This window comes from Acinetobacter sp. 809848, assembly GCF_000581275.1.
Classification (GTDB): Bacteria; Pseudomonadota; Gammaproteobacteria; order Pseudomonadales; family Moraxellaceae; genus Acinetobacter; species Acinetobacter pittii.
Genome location: NZ_JEXG01000025.1, coordinates 12,317 through 31,102, shown reverse-complemented (window position 1 = coordinate 31,102; position 18,786 = coordinate 12,317). Strand labels below are relative to the sequence as shown.

Sequence of the window (18,786 nt, the reverse complement as noted above, 5' to 3'; positions counted from 1 at the left end):
AAAGATCACCAAAAGTATTTGGAAATTAAATTATTTAATCGATAGTATTAAGATTATAAATACTTATCTTATTGGCTTTTTAGTGTGGCGGTACCTAATATGTTTGATCCTCGCCTTTTACGTGCTTTCGTCACTATTTTTGAAACTGGCGGTTTTACCGCAGCTGCCGAACGATTACACCTGACTCAATCAACAGTTAGTCAGCAGTTAGCACGACTTGAAGAATCTGTCGGTCATGCCCTTATAGATCGGACAGCAAGACCTTTCAAATTGACGGCATCTGGAGAATATCTAATTGGTTATGCGCAAAGGATTTTGACTCTCCAACAAGAAGCTGAAGCGCTACTTAAAGATCCAGCAGGAAGTATTCCCATTCGTATTGGTTTACCAGAAGATATGATGAGCCAAGCAATGGCCGAAGTTTTTGGTATATTTGCCAAAGAGCATCGTTCCATTCGTTTAGACGTAACCTCTGGCTTGAGTCGCAACTTAACAGAACGTTATCGGAATGGTGAGTTCGATATTATTATTGTCAAAGAACCTGCGGCCAGTGCTGATCACCACGCTACATTCCCAGAAGAAATGGCATGGTTTGAAAGTGAGAATTCAACAACTGCATGGTCTGATCCCATAAGTTTAGTGACCTTTCCTCAAGGCGGACTTTATCGGGACGAAATGTTCACAACCTTAGAGCGCGAACGGCGACGTTGGTATATTGCATTTACGGGTAGTAGTCTAGAAAGCGTGTTAGTCAGTGTTGAAACAGGATTAGGATTATCTTTATTGCCTGTAGCTACGACCAATGGCCGGAGAGTACGTCGATATGATGCATTAGGAGCTGTGCCGCCTATGACCGTTTCAATTTACACATGGGAAAAAGCTGGGATAATTTCCCAGCTTGTAGATAAAATGACGACTGTTTTACAAGAACGTTTTCAATCCTCAATAAATATTTAACTTATATCATTCGAACTTTCAGCAATCAGTTTTTCTGCCATTTCTTGAGTTTTTCTTAAGCCTGGCATACGGAACTCGGTATGCCCATAATCTTGGATAGATTTCCAACGTCCACCCCAAGTCAAACCAACCGATTCGGCGACTTGACCATATAATCGATAGCCTTGCATTGCCCACGGATCTCGCTCAGAAATAACCACTTTTCCATTTCGCTTAAATGCTACATCAGCTGCTAAACCAAATTGGTGATAGCTTTGATACCCCCTCGCTCTAGTCGTATTTGGATTGCCCGCCAACATATTCTGACGTGCTGGGCTACGATAGCCTTCTAATAGAACCAACTCATAACCATATTGTTCTTTCATGATTTTAAAGACCATGAGTAAACGCTGTTTATATCGTGGGTTCATTTTGTCCCATTTACGATCAACTAAATTTGTGTCCAGAATAGCTCGACCATCGAAACTGACGTTATCAATCGGTGAAGAATTAATAGCTCCACTATTTTGAGACGAATATTGCTGCTCTAACTGCGTCGCCTCAACAATTGCGGCTTCAATTAGGCTTTCATCTACTTCTGGCGGTGGCGATAATATTTCACCATTTAAAAGTGCATAGATTTGAGGATCTGTTTTTTTCAGATATTCAGCTTCAATTCGGGTTGAACTAATCGGACGAGTAAAAGCAAAAACTAATATACTGGCAAACAAGAAAAAGCCTGCAATTACAATCCACCATTGCTGTAAATGCCAATGAGATTGTAATTTTTCAGGAGCAGCTGCCTGATTCATGGTTTGAGCAAATTGTTTAACCTGATTAAGCTGTTTACGCCCTTGGGGCAGTAATGACAATACAAAATTTTTGCTTCTACTCCTGAGTTCATAAGACATTAAAAACGCTAAACCAATTGCCAAACATGTAAAGCAAAAGAAAATGAGAAAGATCATCATCAGTTCATTAATTCACGGCAAAAGGACTTCGTGTAATTTTAATATCTACCGATGCCTTAGGTGGCTCAACCTCAGGTTCTGGTTCGGCTGGAGCTTTACTCTCAACTACGGGTTTAGCCTGCACCACTTGTTGCTGCGACTTACTCACAGGTTTTTGCTGAGTTGGCTGTATTTTGGGCTGAGCCGCTTTAGCTGCACCCGTCTGTAGCTGAGGCACAACCTGAACTTTCTTTTCACCTGTTAGCTGTTCATCAAATGGTGAAACTCGTTGTTCATTCGTAGCAACAGTTTTATGCGGAACAGGTTTAAAAATATTGCTTAACTCATTATCTTTTGGCTGTTCAAAGCCATCACGACTCATTGAGTCCGTCTCGTTATCTTGACTTACAGCAACCTGATTTTGTTCATCTGAAGAATGTACAGCATCTTGATTTAAAATTTGCTCTTCCGTTGATTTACTCTCAATTGCTGCTGATTCTGGCGAATTCGGTTGAGACAAGAACAGGAATAGCGAGATGCTGACAAACACCCCTGCAATCACACCAATCACAATATAAAGTACTGGTGATTTCGGCTTTTTTTTATTCGATTGTAAAACTCGAATAGAAGTTGGTTTTTCCTGAGCCATTTCGTTCCATCATCAAGGTAAATAAATTGTAATATGTGCTTGCTCTTGAGGAGCAGAAATCACATTTTGATAGTTAGATAATGCTTTATCATTTTGATTGTTAAGCATAAATCTTAAACCTGCAAAGGTAAGTAATGCAAAAATCAATAAAAAGATCAAAATCCAAAAGAAAGGTACTTCGCGATGAATAATATTTCGTATTTGATCGGGAATTGCCGAGAACGGCGAAAACGCAACTTTTTTCCCTTTTAAATAATCAATTTCATCACCCACTCTTGATACTAGGTGGTTGAGACTTTCAATAGATTCAATTCGGTACTTACCCTGAAAACCAAGCAAAAGGCAGTAATGAAATACTTCTAAAGCTGCTAGACGTTCTTTTCCACGACTACGTAATTGTTCCAATATTTCAAAGAAACGATACCCGGCTAACTGAGAACCAAACAAGCTCAATTGCAATGGGCTAATTAACCAAGCATTTTGCAAATTAAAATAGCTTGGATCTTGTTGCGTTACGATAGTTTCATCAATCAAAGCACAAAATGCATATTTAGCATCATGAATATCATCAGCTGAAAATTGCAACTTTTTAGCTTGCTGCTCAAATTGATTGAGTAAATTTAAGATTTTTTCACGAAACTGCTGAGCGTCTGCCGGCACATACTGATTTCGAATCAAAAAAACCAAATAAAAGCCATCATGCAATAAATCAATAAGATTGATTGCCTGTAGCTTTGCCTGAGACTGGCTATTATTGTTTCCACCCGTTCCAATTTGCCCATCGTCAAATAAAGAAGGAGCACCAGTGGATTGTGACATTTTTCTCTCCTTTACCCTTAAGCGTTCATAACCGCAATCAGTTCAATACTGATATCTTGGAAGCCAGCCGGAACATAAATACAAATCGTCTCTGAATCTAACATGCGTTGGTATAATTCATGATGGGGTTCAACTTCAAAATAGCTCACACCAGAACGTACAGGAATCGCTGTTGGAACCTGAATCAAGTGATGCAATGGAATTGCAGGTAATGCAGCAACTACACGTTGCTCTACATCTAAAGTGCTACCAATCTTGAATCGTAAAGGTACGATCTGGATCAACTCATGTGTCTGCATTGCACTACTTGATACTGCAATATAAAGTCGAGTATCTCGAGTAATCTTATCGGTCTCAAGACTTCCCACCCAATATGAAGGGCGGATTTCTTTAAGTGCAATACTGATGTAACGACTCGAAATAATCGTATCGAGTAAATCACGTAGAATCGTGTCTAACTGCGAAAAACTTTCTTGTAAATTATGGTGTTTATAGGCAGGCAACTGATCAACATCATACGCCGTCGAGAAGGTTAATAAAGAACCTGCTAAACGTAACAATTCGAAGAACAAACGTTCTGGATGGATTTGTGGATATTGCACAAAATGATTCAGGCCAGCATGAGCTGTGTTTAAGGCATTTACTAACCAGAATGAAACGATATCACCTGAACGGAATTCAATTAACTTTTGTTCATTTTCTCGGTTATTGGTTTGAATCGTCTTAATTTTTGCCTTAATCACATTCAGTGTTCTTTTTAAGTTTGAAATGAGTGATTCAGAGGCATCCACGTGTAAAATTGGCGGAATAAACTTCCGATCAATTTCAAAAGCGCCAGAGCTTTGTCGCTTAATCTTTCCAATCGGCAGATATAAGAAACCATCTAGATTGTGGCTTGGATTACTATGTACATCTAATAATTTAAAAACAGCACGTCGGCGTAGCAAACTAATATCTGCTTCTGTAGCATTAGTAAACAAATCATGCGTTTCAACAAGGTGAGATTGATATCTACCCTTTTGCGCTTGGTTTTGATCAATTAGATTTTGCTTATTTGCTTGTAAAAGCGGCAATGCTAAATAGATTAGCATCTCACCACGTAAATTAAGATCATCTAATAAAATTGGTTCAGGCAATAGATCATATGCCGGTGCCTGATAAATTTCACCGTCTTGCCAGATCATCTCTACAGACTCAAGAGCAAGAATATGTGTACTCAATTGAGCTTCATCGAAACTTAGCTTCTGAATACCATATGAAAAAGGCACAACTGCGCGAACCGTATGATTTAGGCGTTGTTCATGATACGTATCTTGAATTTGGAAATGTTGAGGTCTTAAAAATAAACCTTCGCCCCACAGGACTTTTTCAGCTTTAAACATATGTCTTTACCAATCTTTATTCATATTCATTTTTAGGCTGCACACCTAACATTTCCTGAACCATTTGTAATGGATGCTCATCTTTGATGACTTGCGCTAACCATTCATGTAATGGCATTTGACTCCATTTAATTGTTTTTTGAAGCATATAGCTCACAGGGCTATGAGGTTCATTTGCTTGGAAGTAATCTGCGATTTCTTGCAATACTTTCATTGCTTGCTCACGGTTAGCCAAGTGTGTTTGTGCTTGAGGCTGAAAAGCAGGCTGATCTGAAACAACTTGTACAGGCACTTGATTTTCCATAGATGAGCTCGTGATGACAGTAGCCTGTTCTTGGATTGGCGCAAGTCCTGCACCAAAAGCTTCTGCTTTATAAATCTTACGTAATGTGCTGTGAATAGTCTCAAATGCCGAATCAATAGCAGCAAAACTCGGCGAATCTAATCCCATTAAATGATCAAGAGTCTGTTTTAAAACATCCCACTCGGTTAAGACTGAACTAAAATCTTGATAATTAGAGTATTGAAAAGTTTTAGAAGTATTAAAAATGGCTTGGTCGAATTGTTCTAATTCAGATGGTCCTGACTGGCTGTCATACTCTTCAGTTTGTTTACGGCGAATATTTTCGTGATATAGAAAATTATCGTAATCAAGCAAATTATAATAAGGAGCTGTATTGGTTAAAGAAACTTTCTTCAACAAGCCAGGCAACTGATTAATTAAACCCTGTAGTAAACCAATGCGTTGATCTAAGTCATCATCTTCAATAACAGGGTGAATTTCCTGCCAGTATTGATTCAGCATGGTATGGCTTAAAGTTAAACCTTTAGCCATACCTTCAAAACCATAAAGATGAGTCCAAGCCTCTAAGAGCCAAGTTAATAGACGAATATCTTTCGTTTTATCTTTTAGCAAAACACTCGTGTTCTTTGCTACAAAGTCCCAATCGGCTTGTTTGCGCTCAGCAACCCAATCACCTTGATCTAGTAATAGATCATCTTGTGTCTTCGCTTTTTTAATTTCATGAAATTCATTAGAAAACGAAAAGTCATCACCACAAGGCAAACTATCACTAATGGGTTCGAGTAGTTCAGAAATATCAATATTCATCTAATTTTAGCTCTATTCAATTTTAAACTTCTGACTTCAATTTTTTACTAGTCCTTTTTTTAGCAGCTTTTACAACTGGGTCTAGTACATATTGAATTTCGTCATCTTTAGCATCAATCATGATAACTTTTGGTAGTTTTTGCTCTGCTAAAGCCACCAAAATTTCTGTAGCTAATGCAGGTAACACTGTAGAATTTAAAATATTATCAACGTTACGCGCACCACTATCGACTTCTGTACAACGGCTTAAGAGGAGCTCTACCAAATCATCAGAATACTGGACTTGTGTCCCGTATTGTTTCTCAATTCTTGCTGTGATTTTGCCTAACTTATGCTTAATGATTCGTACAAGTAGATCATCATGCAGTGGGAAATAAGGTACAACTCTCATTCGGCCTAAAAATGCAGGCTTAAATTGTTTATATAAACTTGGTTTTAAGTGCTCAATCAACTCTTCAGCTGTAGGCCACTCTTCTACAGGTCTATTTAAGCAAGCCTGCATAATGGCACTTGAACCAGCATTTGAAGTTAACAAAATAGTCGTGTTTTTAAAGTCAATTACTCGTCCTTCACCATCCTCTAAAGTACCTTTATCGAATACTTGATAGAACAGTTCCTGAACATCACTATGAGCTTTTTCAATTTCATCAAGCAACACAACACTATATGGGTTACGGCGAACAGCTTCTGTTAAAACTCCACCTTGACCATATCCGACATATCCTGGAGGTGCACCTTTTAACGAAGATACAGTATGAGCTTCTTGATATTCAGACATATTAATTGTGATTAAATGCTGCTCACCACCATATAACTCATTTGCCAAAGTTAATGCAGTTTCAGTTTTACCTACACCACTCGGCCCCACTAAAAGAAATACACCTTGTGGCTTATTAGGATCTTCAAGTTTTGCTTTTGAAGTTTTAATGCCTTGAACTAATTGTGTGAGTGCATAATCTTGCCCCATTACACGCTCGCCCAATTTATCTTCAAGCGTTAATATCTGTTTAATTTCATCATTGACCATTTTTCCAACAGGAATACCAGTCCAGTCAGAAATAATTTCATTAATAATTTGAGAGTTTACTCTTTCAAATACTAATGGTTGCTGACCTTGAATATCGGCAAGATCTTTACGCAGTAGATTAATCTGATCGAAAGCTTCAGACTCATTAGCATGATTCTGTGCTTCTAACTCTTGAATTTTATGAACAAGTTCTAATTCTTTTTGCCACTGCTCTTCGGTTTCTTGGATCTCTTCTTGTAAAGATTCTAAATTAGCTTTTAAAGTTTCCAATCGTTCATGATGAATTGGAATTTGACGATGCTCATTTTCTAAAATTTGCTGCTCAAGCTTTAAGTTATGCTCTTGGGCCTTTAACTGATCAAGTTTTACAGGTTGAGCATTTTGAGTCAAAGCAACACGTGCTGCAGCCGTATCAAGCACACTAATTGCTTTATCCGGAAGTTGGCGACCACTAATATATCGATGTGAAGAATGAACTGCTGTAACGATCGCCTCATCATCAATTTGCAATTTAAAATGTTGCTGCATGACAGGAATCATCGCCCGCAACATATCTACCGCAATTTCTTCGGTTGGCTCTTCTACTTTTACAACCTGAAAACGTCGGCTCAATGCAGCATCTTTTTCGAAATATTGTTTGTACTCTGCCCAAGTAGTCGCAGCAATTGTGCGCAACTCACCCCGTGCAAGTGCTGGTTTTAAAAGATTTGCAGCATCATTTTGCCCTGCTTGTCCACCTGCCCCAATTAAAGTATGCGCTTCATCTATAAATAAAATAATAGGATGAGTAGAAGCTTGAACTTCTTGGATAACCTGTTTTAAACGATTTTCAAACTCGCCTTTAACACTTGCACCTGCTTGTAACAGCCCCATATCTAACACATGCAAATGAACATTTTTTAGGGCGTTTGGTACTAAACCTTGAGCAATTTTTAAAGCCAAACCTTCCACTACAGCTGTTTTACCAACACCAGGCTCTCCGGTTAAGATCGGATTGTTTTGGCGTCTACGCATTAAAATATCGAGCATTAAGCGAATTTCATATTCACGTCCAATAACTGGATCTATACCGCCTTTTTTCGCTTTTTCAGTGAGATTAATCGTATATTGATCAAGTGCAGGTGTTTTAGCTACTTTGGTAGCTGCTGCAGTTGTGTCTGTAGGTTCAGCTTCATCTGAAGGTGTTTTTGTTTCATCTTGTTGTTCAACACTCTTCTCACAAATTTCAAGAAACTTATGTTTCATTGAATCAATCGGTAAAAGATCAAATAAACTCGAAGCTCTTGTTGCAATTTGATATAAATCAGGTGCAGTTAATAATGCAACTAATAAATGACCACTACGAATAACGGGATTTTGTTCAGCCGAAGCTAATAACCAAGCTTGTTCAAACAAACGAACAATAGATTTAGCAAAAATAGGAGTTCGAGTATTACCCTTTGGTAATTGAGAAATTGTTTCTTTTAAATCATCAGCTAAAGCTTCAGATGAAATTTTATATTTCTTTAATAAAATTTTTAAATCATTTTCTAAAGATTGATTAAGTAATTCTAAAAATAGATGCTCAATTTCAATTTCGTAATTTTGTTGAATAACACAAGCATTAGCCGATTTTTCTAAAGCAGTTCGTGCAACTGTAGAAAGTTTTGTAATTAAAATTTTTAAATTACTCATCATTACTCTCAATATTTTTAAATAATTTAATGCTTAAAATCATAATGCCTGTATATTAACAAAATTCAGCTTTATCAGACAAACTACTCATCATTTCAAGCGTTAATATGTTTTAGTAGATATTTATATCTATATAAAAATATCTCTACCCTTACCCTTGATTAACTAAACTCTGTTTTGGCAATAATTTACAGCCACATGATAATGAATCATTTACACGCGCTGCGGATTTTCCCATGACAAGCATATTGGGGTCTCCCGATACAATCGTAGAAACCGTTTTGTGTAACGGACAAGTAGCCTTATCTCCTACACAGGCAATTGCAATTCCATCAATTAAAAATGTACTGTTTCCTGAAATGACTTGCCCTCCACCAGTTGTTGGGCATCCAATCGTAATGTAAGGGCTAGCCATGTTCTTCTCCTTATATTTATAGAACAGTAAACTCAATCCGACGGTTTTTCTTTCTTCCTTCTGGAGAAGTGTTATCTGCAACTGGCTTAGATGAACCTAAACCTTCTGTAGATAAATGGTCGGCGGGAATACTCTTACTAATCAAATAGTTTTTAACTGCTAATGCGCGGTCTTGGCTAAGTTTTAAGTTTTTAGTCGCATCACCAGAACTATCTGTATGTCCTACGATTTTGACTTTCTTGCCGCCAACTTTATTTAAAGCAATAGCCATCTCATCTAGGATCTTTTGGCCTGCATCAGTTAAAACTGCACTACCAGACTCAAACTCAATAATTCGATTTTTAAGTGCGTCATCAATGATTTTCTGCTCAGCCTGATTGACTGATAATTGCGAATATAGTTGATACGGTGGTTGCACTAATCCTTGAAAAGATTGAATTGTAGGCTGGATATCTGCTGGGTTCAGCATTTTTCCACTCAACTCAAAACGTGTACCGTTTACACTCAACTTGCCTTGTGAAACCTTTTTAAGATCAGGAGTAATCACTCGAGTCACGGAATCACTCCATCCATTTGGAGCAGCTACGGGTCTCACTTGTATTTTATCGACAACCTGATCAGCACCATAAACAGATTGCATTTTTAATAAGATGGCCTGTTTACTTGCCTCGTTAGGAACGACTCCTTCTACAACAATCGGCTGAGCTAAAGCATAGTTAGCGATTGCATAGATAAAACAGCCTTTTATGAGCTGTGAAAGTTTAGTTTGATATCGTTGATTCATTATTATTCACCCAAAAAAGTCTGTCTAAATAGTTTTAAACCTTGATTTAAACTTAGTTGGCGTTGGCATAATGATTGTTCTAGCGTAGCTAAACCAGCATTCTGCTCCAAATAAGTATCAATCCATTGTGCTTCTATTAAAGAAACCCAGTGTTTACTATCCATATTCTGAGTAAAAATATCGCTAAGGGCTAAAATATCAGCTCCTTGAAAACCGAAGAATAATACGGGTTGCTCTCGATGTAGCAAACCTATCAGCACCTCAGTATTATGTTCTTTTAAAAAACGGCAAATAATACTGACCCAAAATGCTGCTATTTCATAACTGTAAGCAGGATTGTTAATAGGTAAAATTAAAACTTTATTTAACCGACTCGTTCCATTTTGTAAAATTGGCTGCAGTAATAATCCTAGACCAATCATACTTTGAGCTAATTCATAAATACTTAACTTCATTAATTGAGCAAATGAGTGCATCGTATGATTTTCATAGAAACCTACACATTCACGTTCAGTTAAAACCTGAATTTGATTTTGTAAGTGCCCTAATTTTCCAAGTAACAGATCTGAATCTTTAATTCCTTTTAAAGCACGATTGTTTTGAAATAAATCAACGAGTACATGTTTATAGCTATATGGTGCATACAACAAATTATCATACGGTAAATCAATTTCTAACAAATGGCTCAGTACCATTGGAAAAGATCGCCCTGAACTATCTTCACTTGCGAGTAGATTTGCCGCTAAAAACATATTTTCTTTTGGATTCGCAATAAAGAAATCCAGTGAAGGTAACGTGTTATAAGCTTCTTTAAAGCTGCCTGATTGCATTGCATATTCCAGTGCTTCAGTAATCCACTGATCAAGCAACTGTATTAAAGCATTCTGTCCTTTTGTTTTTAAAAAGTCGCCTCGTGCAGGACTTTTGCCGTAATACAAAGGAGTTGTTTTTAATGTTTGCATTATTGCTCCTCCTTTTGCATAGAGGTTATTTTCCATGTCATGGTTTAACTCCCGCAGAAGGCTGAGCAAGTACTGAAACAGGATTTTCAGTTCTTGCTGGAGCAGCTTGAGCTGGCGCTTGCTGAGCAGAAACCACACGAGCTGCTTTGTCGGCAGTGACTTTATCAACCAGTTGCATACCTGCATAACCACGGCTTGAACCAATACTGCCTGAATTACTGCTAATTAGACGGAAATTCATTTTTACAAATAATGATGGATCAGTTTTACTACGCCAAAGCATTTCAAATCCGCCATTTTGTTCTTTACGTTGAGCACTATCAATTAAACGGTTAATACCGTACTCACCTGGCTCATCAAAAATCGTGTGGGTTTGGCCTTGTAAATCTACAGCGGTAATACGAGCACCTGGAATACTGCCTTGGTTTGGCCAAATGAAGTTAACCCATTGCTGAACACCGTTTTCATAAGTCATACGCTGACCATCAATATCAACGGTATATGAAAGCAATTGTGGGTTTGGAATTGGGTAGAACTGGAAGTTCGATTGGTTAGTCGCTGGAGCAGCTGGAGCTTGAGCATTCAACTCACCAGTTGCCATACCATTGGCTGGTGCCACATATCTTTGAAAATTCATAACGAATTGAGGATTTAAACTAATGCCTAAATCTTTCCAAGTTTTAGACGTTAACGTATAGCCACGACGAATCACAAATGGATCAAGACTTTCTTTTACAAAGCGAGAAATACTACCGTTCTCACCCAAGATTTGACCAATTTCACTACTTGTTGCTTGTAAAGAAGCTGATGAGTTAAATGGATATTTCTTAGCAAGATTTGCTGTAAATGGTTGATAGGCTTGCATTATCCACAATTTGTTAATTTCGTCTTGTGTCGGTGTAATTAAACTCTCAAAAGCTTGCGTAAGTGGGCTAACTACTAATTTTTGCAGTAAACGCTGATCAATTTCATTGAAACCAACCGCCATTTTTTCATCTACAATTTTTTGAGTTTGGTTAAATACAGACGTTTGCTCATTTAGGGTCTGTTTGACTAATGTCATCGCATTAGGCCCAATTTCGCCCGCATTTTTAAGCTCATTAAACTTACTACGAACGAGTGCTAAATTTGTCATATATTCATCAAGCAATGACTTACCTTGTTGATCATCACGTTTGCGAACCAACTGGTAGAACATTTGATATTCTTGAGAAATAGCGCCTTGGGCATTGTTTGCCACTTGATTAGCAACTTGCTTGTCATCATGATTTAAAACTTTACGTTTAAACCAGGCAATAAATCCTTTTTGTGGAGCTGCAAGCTCAGCTTGAACAACCGGATTATCCCAATTTGTTTCGACTGCAACTCTTTCAATTAATGTTCTAATTGGAGAGTTTTGTGGTTCACCTAAAACATCAATATTTTTTACTTGCTGAGCAAATTGGCCAGCTTTAGCATAATGAATACCACTTAAGAATTTTCTCCATTCCGCAATATATTCTTGCTTATAGAGCGCTGTTAGCTGCTTTCTAATTTGCTCTGGACTACCTGAGAAAGTTAAATCATCAGATTGACGACTATTTAACACCCAGTCTTTACTGTCTGTTGGCTTATCTGCAGCTTCCTCAATTGCTTTTTCTACATAGTCATTCCAAGCTTTTTGGGTAAATACGGCTGGTAATGCATAACTACCCAATACAATATTTTTATTTGCCTCACCCACAATCTGACTTACAGTCAGCGCTGGGAAACGCACCGCAGCACGCATTTTTATTTCGTTATAAACGCGATCACGCGCGGGCATCCCTCGAACAACAGAGAGCAATACTTGACGTGTTTGATCAACAATTTGCGAATCTGCTTCCAAAACTGGGAATTGTTTGTCATTTGCTAAGGTCATTGCATACGACAAGATCTGTTCAGCTTCTTGAATCATATCTGCACGTGGCATTTGGCCTTTATTTGCATCTAACCAAGAACGCCAGAAACGCGTAACCTGATCGCTTAGATGACTAGCATCCATATATTGCAGATTGCTCATCATTAAATAAGCTTTTAATGCATTATAAGCATCTTGAGGATTGGTATCTGAAGGTTCCAGATATTGTTGAGATTGAGCAGTTTGCTTGATCTCAACATTCGTATGGTTTGCTTTTAATGTTGCTTCATTATTTTTTACGCGTTGCAAATATTGAGCAATATTTTGCTGCGTCGGTGTTAATACAATCTGCTTAACACCTTTTAAATATTCGGCTTTTAACTTTTCACGAAGCTCATTACCCTGATATAAACCAAAACTAAACTTAAGTGGTCTATTTTCATCAAACTCATCTAACTGCTGTAGACGTCTTTGAAGAATCAGCAAAGCTTCTAATTGGGTAGACAGTTGCTGACCAGAGGCTCTTTCTAATTGAACGACCTTATTTAAATCTGCTTGAACTTCACCAATTAATTGCTGGTTATTACGATAAGACCAAACCCATACACCCAAAATAATTGAAACACCCGCTAAAGCACCAATAAATGCAATATAACGTTGACGTTTTCTGCCCGTATTTACATGCTGCTTAACAAGATCTTTATCTTTTAAAATAACATCTGAAAATAGACCATTTAAGAAATAGCCATGGTTAGGAGTAATTTTTGAGTGGTCTTTTAAATCATTTTGAGCAATTTGAGTCAACTGGAATTCTTGTGCAATTTGTTCAGTCATTGGACTTTCAATTACACCTTCCTGCAAAGCACTGGTGAAGTAAAACCCACGGAAAACAGGTTGAAATTGATATGGGTTATCTTCAAAAAGTGTACCAATAAAGCTTTTTAAAGCTGGTTTTAGTGTTTTAAATTCTAATGGGAAAGTCATTACGCTTGGTGAGATATTTTGCGAATGACGGCGACTTAAATGAGTCGAACTTACCCCTTTTAGACCATCGTAAAGAATGGTGTAATGTTTTTCGAACAAATCTACTGCGTTATGAGAAGAATTTTGCTCATATGGAAGCGTTGCTCCCCAAGCTTGGTTATATTCTTGAGCTTCATAAAACTCAAAAAACTCAGTAAAACCTGCAATCAAATCCATTTTTGAAAAGACTAAATAAACAGGTACAACCACTTCTAGACGTTCGGTTAGATCTTGAATACGAGCACGTAAATTTTTAGCAAGCTTTAATGAGTTTTCAGGACTTTGACTAATTAGCTCAGCAATACTAACAATTAGAATCAAACCATTAACTGGTGCTTTAGAACGGTTCTTTTTTAAAATATTTAAGAAACCTAACCACTCAGAATGATCTTCGCTATAAACAGAATAACGGCCCGCTGTATCGAGCAAAATACCTTCTGTAGAGAAGAACCAGTCACAATTTCGAGTACCACTTAAGCCAGCAGATACCATTTTCTGATGTGTTTCTTCAAAAGGAAACTTTAAACCAGAGTTATAAATAGCTGAACTTTTACCTGCGGCTGGGTTACCAATAACCATATACCAAGGAAGCTCATATAATGCAGCATTCCCTTTTTTATCACCCAACTTAGATTTACGAATCAGTTGAATTGATTCTTTCATTTGTTGACTAACTAGCTGAAGCTCTTCTTTATCTTTATTTTTGCCATATTCAGCTTGGTTATCTTTTTCGATCGCCTCAGCTAACTCTTCACCTTGAGCAGCATGCTTTCTTCGTTGAATAAGCCAATAGATACCATAAACAATAAGACCCAAAGCATAGGCAGTTGCTAAAGCCCAGAATATATGACGAGGAATTGAAGTATATGAAGACATCAATGCCACGAACAATGACAAGGCGATAATTGCTTTAGGATTCGTGATGTACTGCCACAAGTAGCCTAAAATTGTATGCATTCTATTCTCGTTCTAAGTCCAAAGTTTAAATTAGTTATTCAACACCATCGCATCATCTTCTGAGTTTTCAGTGATACTCTGCACAAACGTATGTGCTGACACCGTATTTTCTCCAAAGACAATAGGAATGATATGTTCAGGGAAATGCATGCTCAGCATAAAGCCATAAATATCAGCTAAATTTTGGGTATGCCCTAATGAAGATTTCACATAAATATAGTGATGCGGTTCTACAGGCGTTTGAAGAAAGTGTTGCTGCAATTTCTTCGAAACTTTTATATCGGTCTGATCTGACAAAATCAGTACATAAGGCTCATCACCTTCATGCTGAGGTAAATCATTAAATTCAAAATTATTAAAAAGCTTCGCTGTATCTTGTTGACCTACTACCACTTTCAGTGCTTTAGTCGGTTCTAATTCTTGAATTTTTACTAAAGGATCTGCGAGTAAACAGCTTGCTGCAAATTCAGCAGGAATATAATCTTTAATCATCCAAGATTTTTCATCAATTAGATCTTGATCAATTTCCGAATCGGCCACGACCAAAAAGAACATCTCATGCTCTCTTTTATGAATACCCTTTAATAAATGCATTAACTCTTGGTAAGCCAGTTGCTCTCCAAAAAAATGATATTCAATATGGATTTTTTGAGCAGAAATACCAATTTCAGTAAAAAACTCTAAAATTAATTCATTACTGTGGTCATCATTCCAGATATGTAACAAATCCTCCGAAAGAAGGATGTGAAGATTTAAGCGATTTAAGCGATAAACTTCTACGATCGGTATTTCAACATCGTCATATTCAGAGTCGGGATCTACCCATGCTGGATGCATATGATATTCACGGGCTTGTTGCGACTCATAAAATAATGTTGAACGCTTTAAATGCTCAGCTAGAAGATATAAATTTTCTATATTTTGTTCGAGTTGCTGTCTTATTAATGACATCATACGAACTTGTCGTGGAGAAGCATATTCGCTCTCCTCACGATTCTCTTCATCCAAATCTTTAATACGGTAAGATAAAAGAGGCAATCCGTAAGAATTTAACAGTTGATCATCCAGCTCTGGGCTTTTAAAGTTTTGTAGCTGCTCAATAATGCTTTCATTCTCACCTAATGCATGTAAAGCAAAAGCAGAGTAAATATTAAAGTCTAGCTGTTCTAATGGTTGATCAGCTACTGTGTTTTGTTTTTGACTAGCATCATCTTTATCTTGATTTATAGCTTGCTCTTTTTTGTCTTTATACGTTGTATAAGCGCTATAAATTAACCATGGCGATAAGATCACCAAGGTAATAACTGCAGGTAGCAGCAAGAAATAAAGAAAAAAATCTCCTTTATCGGGATTATATTGAACATCACGCCAGTAGAAAATAATAATTCCACTAACCAATGAAAAAATAGCAATGAATGAGAGTAATATTTTTTTAATCATATTTTCTCTCCAATAAGGCTATAGCAAGTTTCATGGTTATGTACTTTTGGTTGTCGTGATATGAGAAAAGAACCCTGCCCTAAACCACTCTCGTTATTGAGAGTTAAGCAGATGGGTTGTATTTCTGATTCATCCAAGATAAGCCGTAAATCTATTAATAAAGTTGGACTACACCAAGTTTCCACGAGCTTTTTAAGCTTTAAACTTAACTCTTGATTTGGTAAGAAACTGAGATATTGCTGACGTTTTAATGGCCCAATTTGAATTTCAATTTTTCCATCAATCTGCTGAATGGTTTCCCCACAAAAAGTATTAACACCAAGTAGACTCGGCTGACTTCCACCTAAAGTTGTTAACTGATCACTCGCTAACTTAAAGGATTCTTGTACAAATTCTTTAATCGTAATTTCATGTTTAAAAATACACGACAGCATCGTTTTTAATGCATGAACTGTATTATTTTGCCCCTGCATTAATCCTGAAAATTCTGCAAAATATTCATCAAGATCAGCTTGTTGATGCTGCGAACGCACATAACCATTCAAAGCATGCAGAATATCTAAATAGTCATTTTTATGTTCTATCTCATATCTAATCGGTAGATTATAAGTAATACTAGAATCTACATATTGAGCAGTAAGCTTATGATTAAATAAGCTTAGAAACTCTTTAGTCTCAGCTCGTTGCTGACGCGGAGCTTGCTTAATCTTATTCGTATACGTATAAGGTAAAGCACCTTGTATGCCCGTAAGACCAACGATTAAATTCGTAATATAAATCCGCTCGTCCGTTAATTCTAAATTTTCAATCTCTGTAGCAGGAAAATTTAAATTAAAGGATGTCTCAAACTTAAAATGATCACTCCAAGATGAACTAACTGTACGACTTGAATCATGTCTTAATAGCCGTGTTGCTTGGATAAACTCAAAAGACTTTGGCTTTGTAAAGAGCTCAGCTGTTACAGAAGAGTCTTGCCACCAACGTTCTGACTGCATTGGTATAACTCCTGCTGAGATGAATAATCCTTAACCACCAAATCAACAAAACTATTAATTTGAACCTTTAAATTAAAAACACGACTCAATAACTGACTAAAAATGTATAGGCTATGACCTCTAAATACCGATGAATCAATTTGTAACTCTGCCTTTACTCCTCTTACAAACATTGGAAATGGCTTTCCATCAACAAGTTTGTGAGTAAGTGAAAATTCCAGATGTTTGATTGATTCAATAATTAGATAATTTTCTTTTGATAAAGGTAAATTATATAAAGCAAGTAACTCTTTAATATGAGATACCGCATCACCTTTCATTAAAGCTAAACTATTTAATGAAAGGTGTGAAATAACACGCCACTGCTCACTCTGACTTTGGCCAAATTGATAAGGTTTCGTAGGTCTTTTTAAAACAATAGCGCGGCGAGCCAAACTACTATCATTAAGGTTTAATATATTATTAGATTGCCCTAATGCTTCATGTGGTAAGTCACGATTTGAGCATAATAGTTTTGTGCTAATAAAATCCGAACGTGTTGACGAAGGATTTAAATTTTTAGAAATAATTGAATACCCCATTTCGACAAAATTGGGCTGCAGGTTTTGATAGTTTACAGAATAGAAAAAACGTGCTGTGTCAGCATGATAATGACTCATGGCAAAAAAAGGCAGCACCGGAACATAGCTTTCTTCTTGACTCGTTTTTTCACGAACCATATTCATTTCAGTAATTGAATACACCTGATAAAACTCAGGATGATGAGCATCTGTAATTAGCGGATATTCTAATTGCTTATGTACAATTTTTTGTGGTTCAGCGTATTTTTCAAATAAATTAATAACTGGTGTAGTAAACAATTTAAAATTAGCGACATTTAATTCAGAATAATTTCGCACTACAGCTTGATCATTTAAATTTAATTTAAAATGTATAAGCAGCTCAAAATTACTATCTTCTAGAGATAAGCGCTTTAAAAAACCTAAATCAAGTTTTAGATAATTAAATTTTTCAGGAAAACAAAAATACTCCATCAGCAAACGATAAGCATGATGAGTATGCTGATCCAGTGGCAACAAACTTTCTTGCTCGGAAAAACCTGTTAACTCAAATGGATTTTTATCTAGTTCAACAATTTTCTGCCCTACTTTAATGGCAAAAGATGTTCCCTTCTTAAAAATACTGTCTAGTACTTGAAGTGGAAAATTAGAAATTGCATCTAAATAAATAGGTAGTTTTTCATTTATTAAACATACATGAGCATGATTAAAAATTTCAAATTTAAAAGTTAAAGTCGCATTTTGACTTAAATGCATATGGGCACTAGGTGTACTTTTGAATTCTAGCGCTTGCAAGCTTATCGGGAGTAATTTGACTTCTTGCGTGGTATTAAACTCACACTGAACGCCTTTAAAACTGCGAGACTTCAAAACTGTGTGTGCAGGAACAATATGCGCTTCTGTGAGCTGTTTTATTTTATTTATATCTTCAAAGCTTATTACTGAACAAGCCGGAAAATGACGTAAGTATTGAGGGAACATCACCTCAAATAAAGAACGTGTAAATACGTCATAACTATCAGCAAGTTTCTTATCAATACGAGCAGAAATTAATGAAAATGCCTGTATAAGACGTTCGATATGCGGGTCATCAATCTGCTCTTGATTTAAAGATAAACGCTGAGCAATTTTCGGATATTTTTGAGCAAATTCACGAGATTGCTGACCAAATTCCTGTAGTTGTTTTTCGTAAAAAGGTAAAAGCTCTTCTATCACAACACACC

General features: G+C 36.8%; 14 protein-coding genes. 1 reads left to right on the top strand and 13 read right to left on the bottom strand.

All coding sequences use genetic code 11. The features are described 5' to 3' along the window. Positions 1 to 99: 99 nt before the first annotated feature. On the top strand, positions 100 to 957 hold the full coding sequence (locus J536_RS17465; RefSeq protein WP_032063493.1) for a LysR family transcriptional regulator: 858 nt from the start codon (positions 100 to 102) through the stop codon (positions 955 to 957). On the opposite strand, the gene J536_RS17460 is transcribed toward J536_RS17465, so the two are convergent. The 13 genes from J536_RS17460 to tssF all read right to left on the bottom strand — a co-directional run bounded on the left by J536_RS17460 (position 954) and on the right by tssF (position 18,778). Next, on the bottom strand, positions 954 to 1,907 hold the full coding sequence (locus tag J536_RS17460) for a M15 family metallopeptidase (protein WP_032063492.1): 954 nt from the start codon (positions 1,905 to 1,907) through the stop codon (positions 954 to 956). The genes J536_RS17465 and J536_RS17460 overlap by 4 nt on opposite strands. 7 nt (positions 1,908 to 1,914) lie before the next feature. Beyond that, positions 1,915 to 2,535 (bottom strand): hypothetical protein, encoded by a 621-nt coding sequence (locus J536_RS17455; RefSeq protein ID WP_032063491.1) that lies wholly within the window; start codon positions 2,533 to 2,535, stop codon positions 1,915 to 1,917. Between the two features lie 12 nt (positions 2,536 to 2,547). Further along, positions 2,548 to 3,354 carry a type IVB secretion system protein IcmH/DotU gene (gene icmH, locus J536_RS17450; protein WP_002114531.1) on the bottom strand — a complete coding sequence of 269 codons (807 nt, stop codon included), beginning with the start codon at positions 3,352 to 3,354 and terminating at the stop codon, positions 2,548 to 2,550. Between the two features lie 17 nt (positions 3,355 to 3,371). Further along, positions 3,372 to 4,736 carry a type VI secretion system baseplate subunit TssK gene (tssK, locus tag J536_RS17445; RefSeq protein ID WP_032063490.1) on the bottom strand — a complete coding sequence of 455 codons (1,365 nt, stop codon included), beginning with the start codon at positions 4,734 to 4,736 and terminating at the stop codon, positions 3,372 to 3,374. Positions 4,737 to 4,752: 16 nt separating this feature from the next. After that, entirely contained in the window at positions 4,753 to 5,847 is a 1,095-nt protein-coding gene (gene tssA / locus J536_RS17440) for a type VI secretion system protein TssA (RefSeq protein ID WP_032063489.1), read from the bottom strand. A gap of 22 nt (positions 5,848 to 5,869) precedes the next feature. Then, complete coding sequence (tssH, locus tag J536_RS17435) at positions 5,870 to 8,551, bottom strand: type VI secretion system ATPase TssH (protein WP_081310114.1); 2,682 nt, start codon at positions 8,549 to 8,551, stop codon at positions 5,870 to 5,872. Between the two features lie 148 nt (positions 8,552 to 8,699). Then, positions 8,700 to 8,963 (bottom strand): PAAR domain-containing protein, encoded by a 264-nt coding sequence (locus tag J536_RS17430; RefSeq protein ID WP_004793184.1) that lies wholly within the window; start codon positions 8,961 to 8,963, stop codon positions 8,700 to 8,702. 16 nt (positions 8,964 to 8,979) lie between these two features. Next, positions 8,980 to 9,747 (bottom strand): OmpA family protein, encoded by a 768-nt coding sequence (locus J536_RS17425; protein ID WP_032003320.1) that lies wholly within the window; start codon positions 9,745 to 9,747, stop codon positions 8,980 to 8,982. A 2-nt stretch (positions 9,748 to 9,749) separates the two neighbouring features. Continuing rightward, positions 9,750 to 10,709, bottom strand: a complete 960-nt coding sequence (gene tagF / locus J536_RS17420) for a type VI secretion system-associated protein TagF (RefSeq protein WP_014206363.1) — start codon at positions 10,707 to 10,709, stop codon at positions 9,750 to 9,752. Between the two features lie 37 nt (positions 10,710 to 10,746). Beyond that, entirely contained in the window at positions 10,747 to 14,568 is a 3,822-nt protein-coding gene (tssM, locus tag J536_RS17415) for a type VI secretion system membrane subunit TssM (protein WP_032063487.1), read from the bottom strand. A 30-nt stretch (positions 14,569 to 14,598) separates the two neighbouring features. Beyond that, positions 14,599 to 16,008 (bottom strand): hypothetical protein, encoded by a 1,410-nt coding sequence (locus tag J536_RS17410; RefSeq protein ID WP_032063486.1) that lies wholly within the window; start codon positions 16,006 to 16,008, stop codon positions 14,599 to 14,601. Further along, positions 16,005 to 17,003, bottom strand: coding sequence for a type VI secretion system baseplate subunit TssG (gene tssG, locus J536_RS17405; protein WP_032063485.1), 999 nt, complete (start codon positions 17,001 to 17,003; stop codon positions 16,005 to 16,007). Before tssG ends, J536_RS17410 begins: the two co-directional genes overlap by 4 nt. After that, entirely contained in the window at positions 16,967 to 18,778 is a 1,812-nt protein-coding gene (tssF, locus tag J536_RS17400; protein ID WP_032063484.1) for a type VI secretion system baseplate subunit TssF, read from the bottom strand. The genes tssG and tssF overlap by 37 nt, the downstream gene beginning before the upstream one ends. Positions 18,779 to 18,786 lie beyond the last annotated feature (8 nt).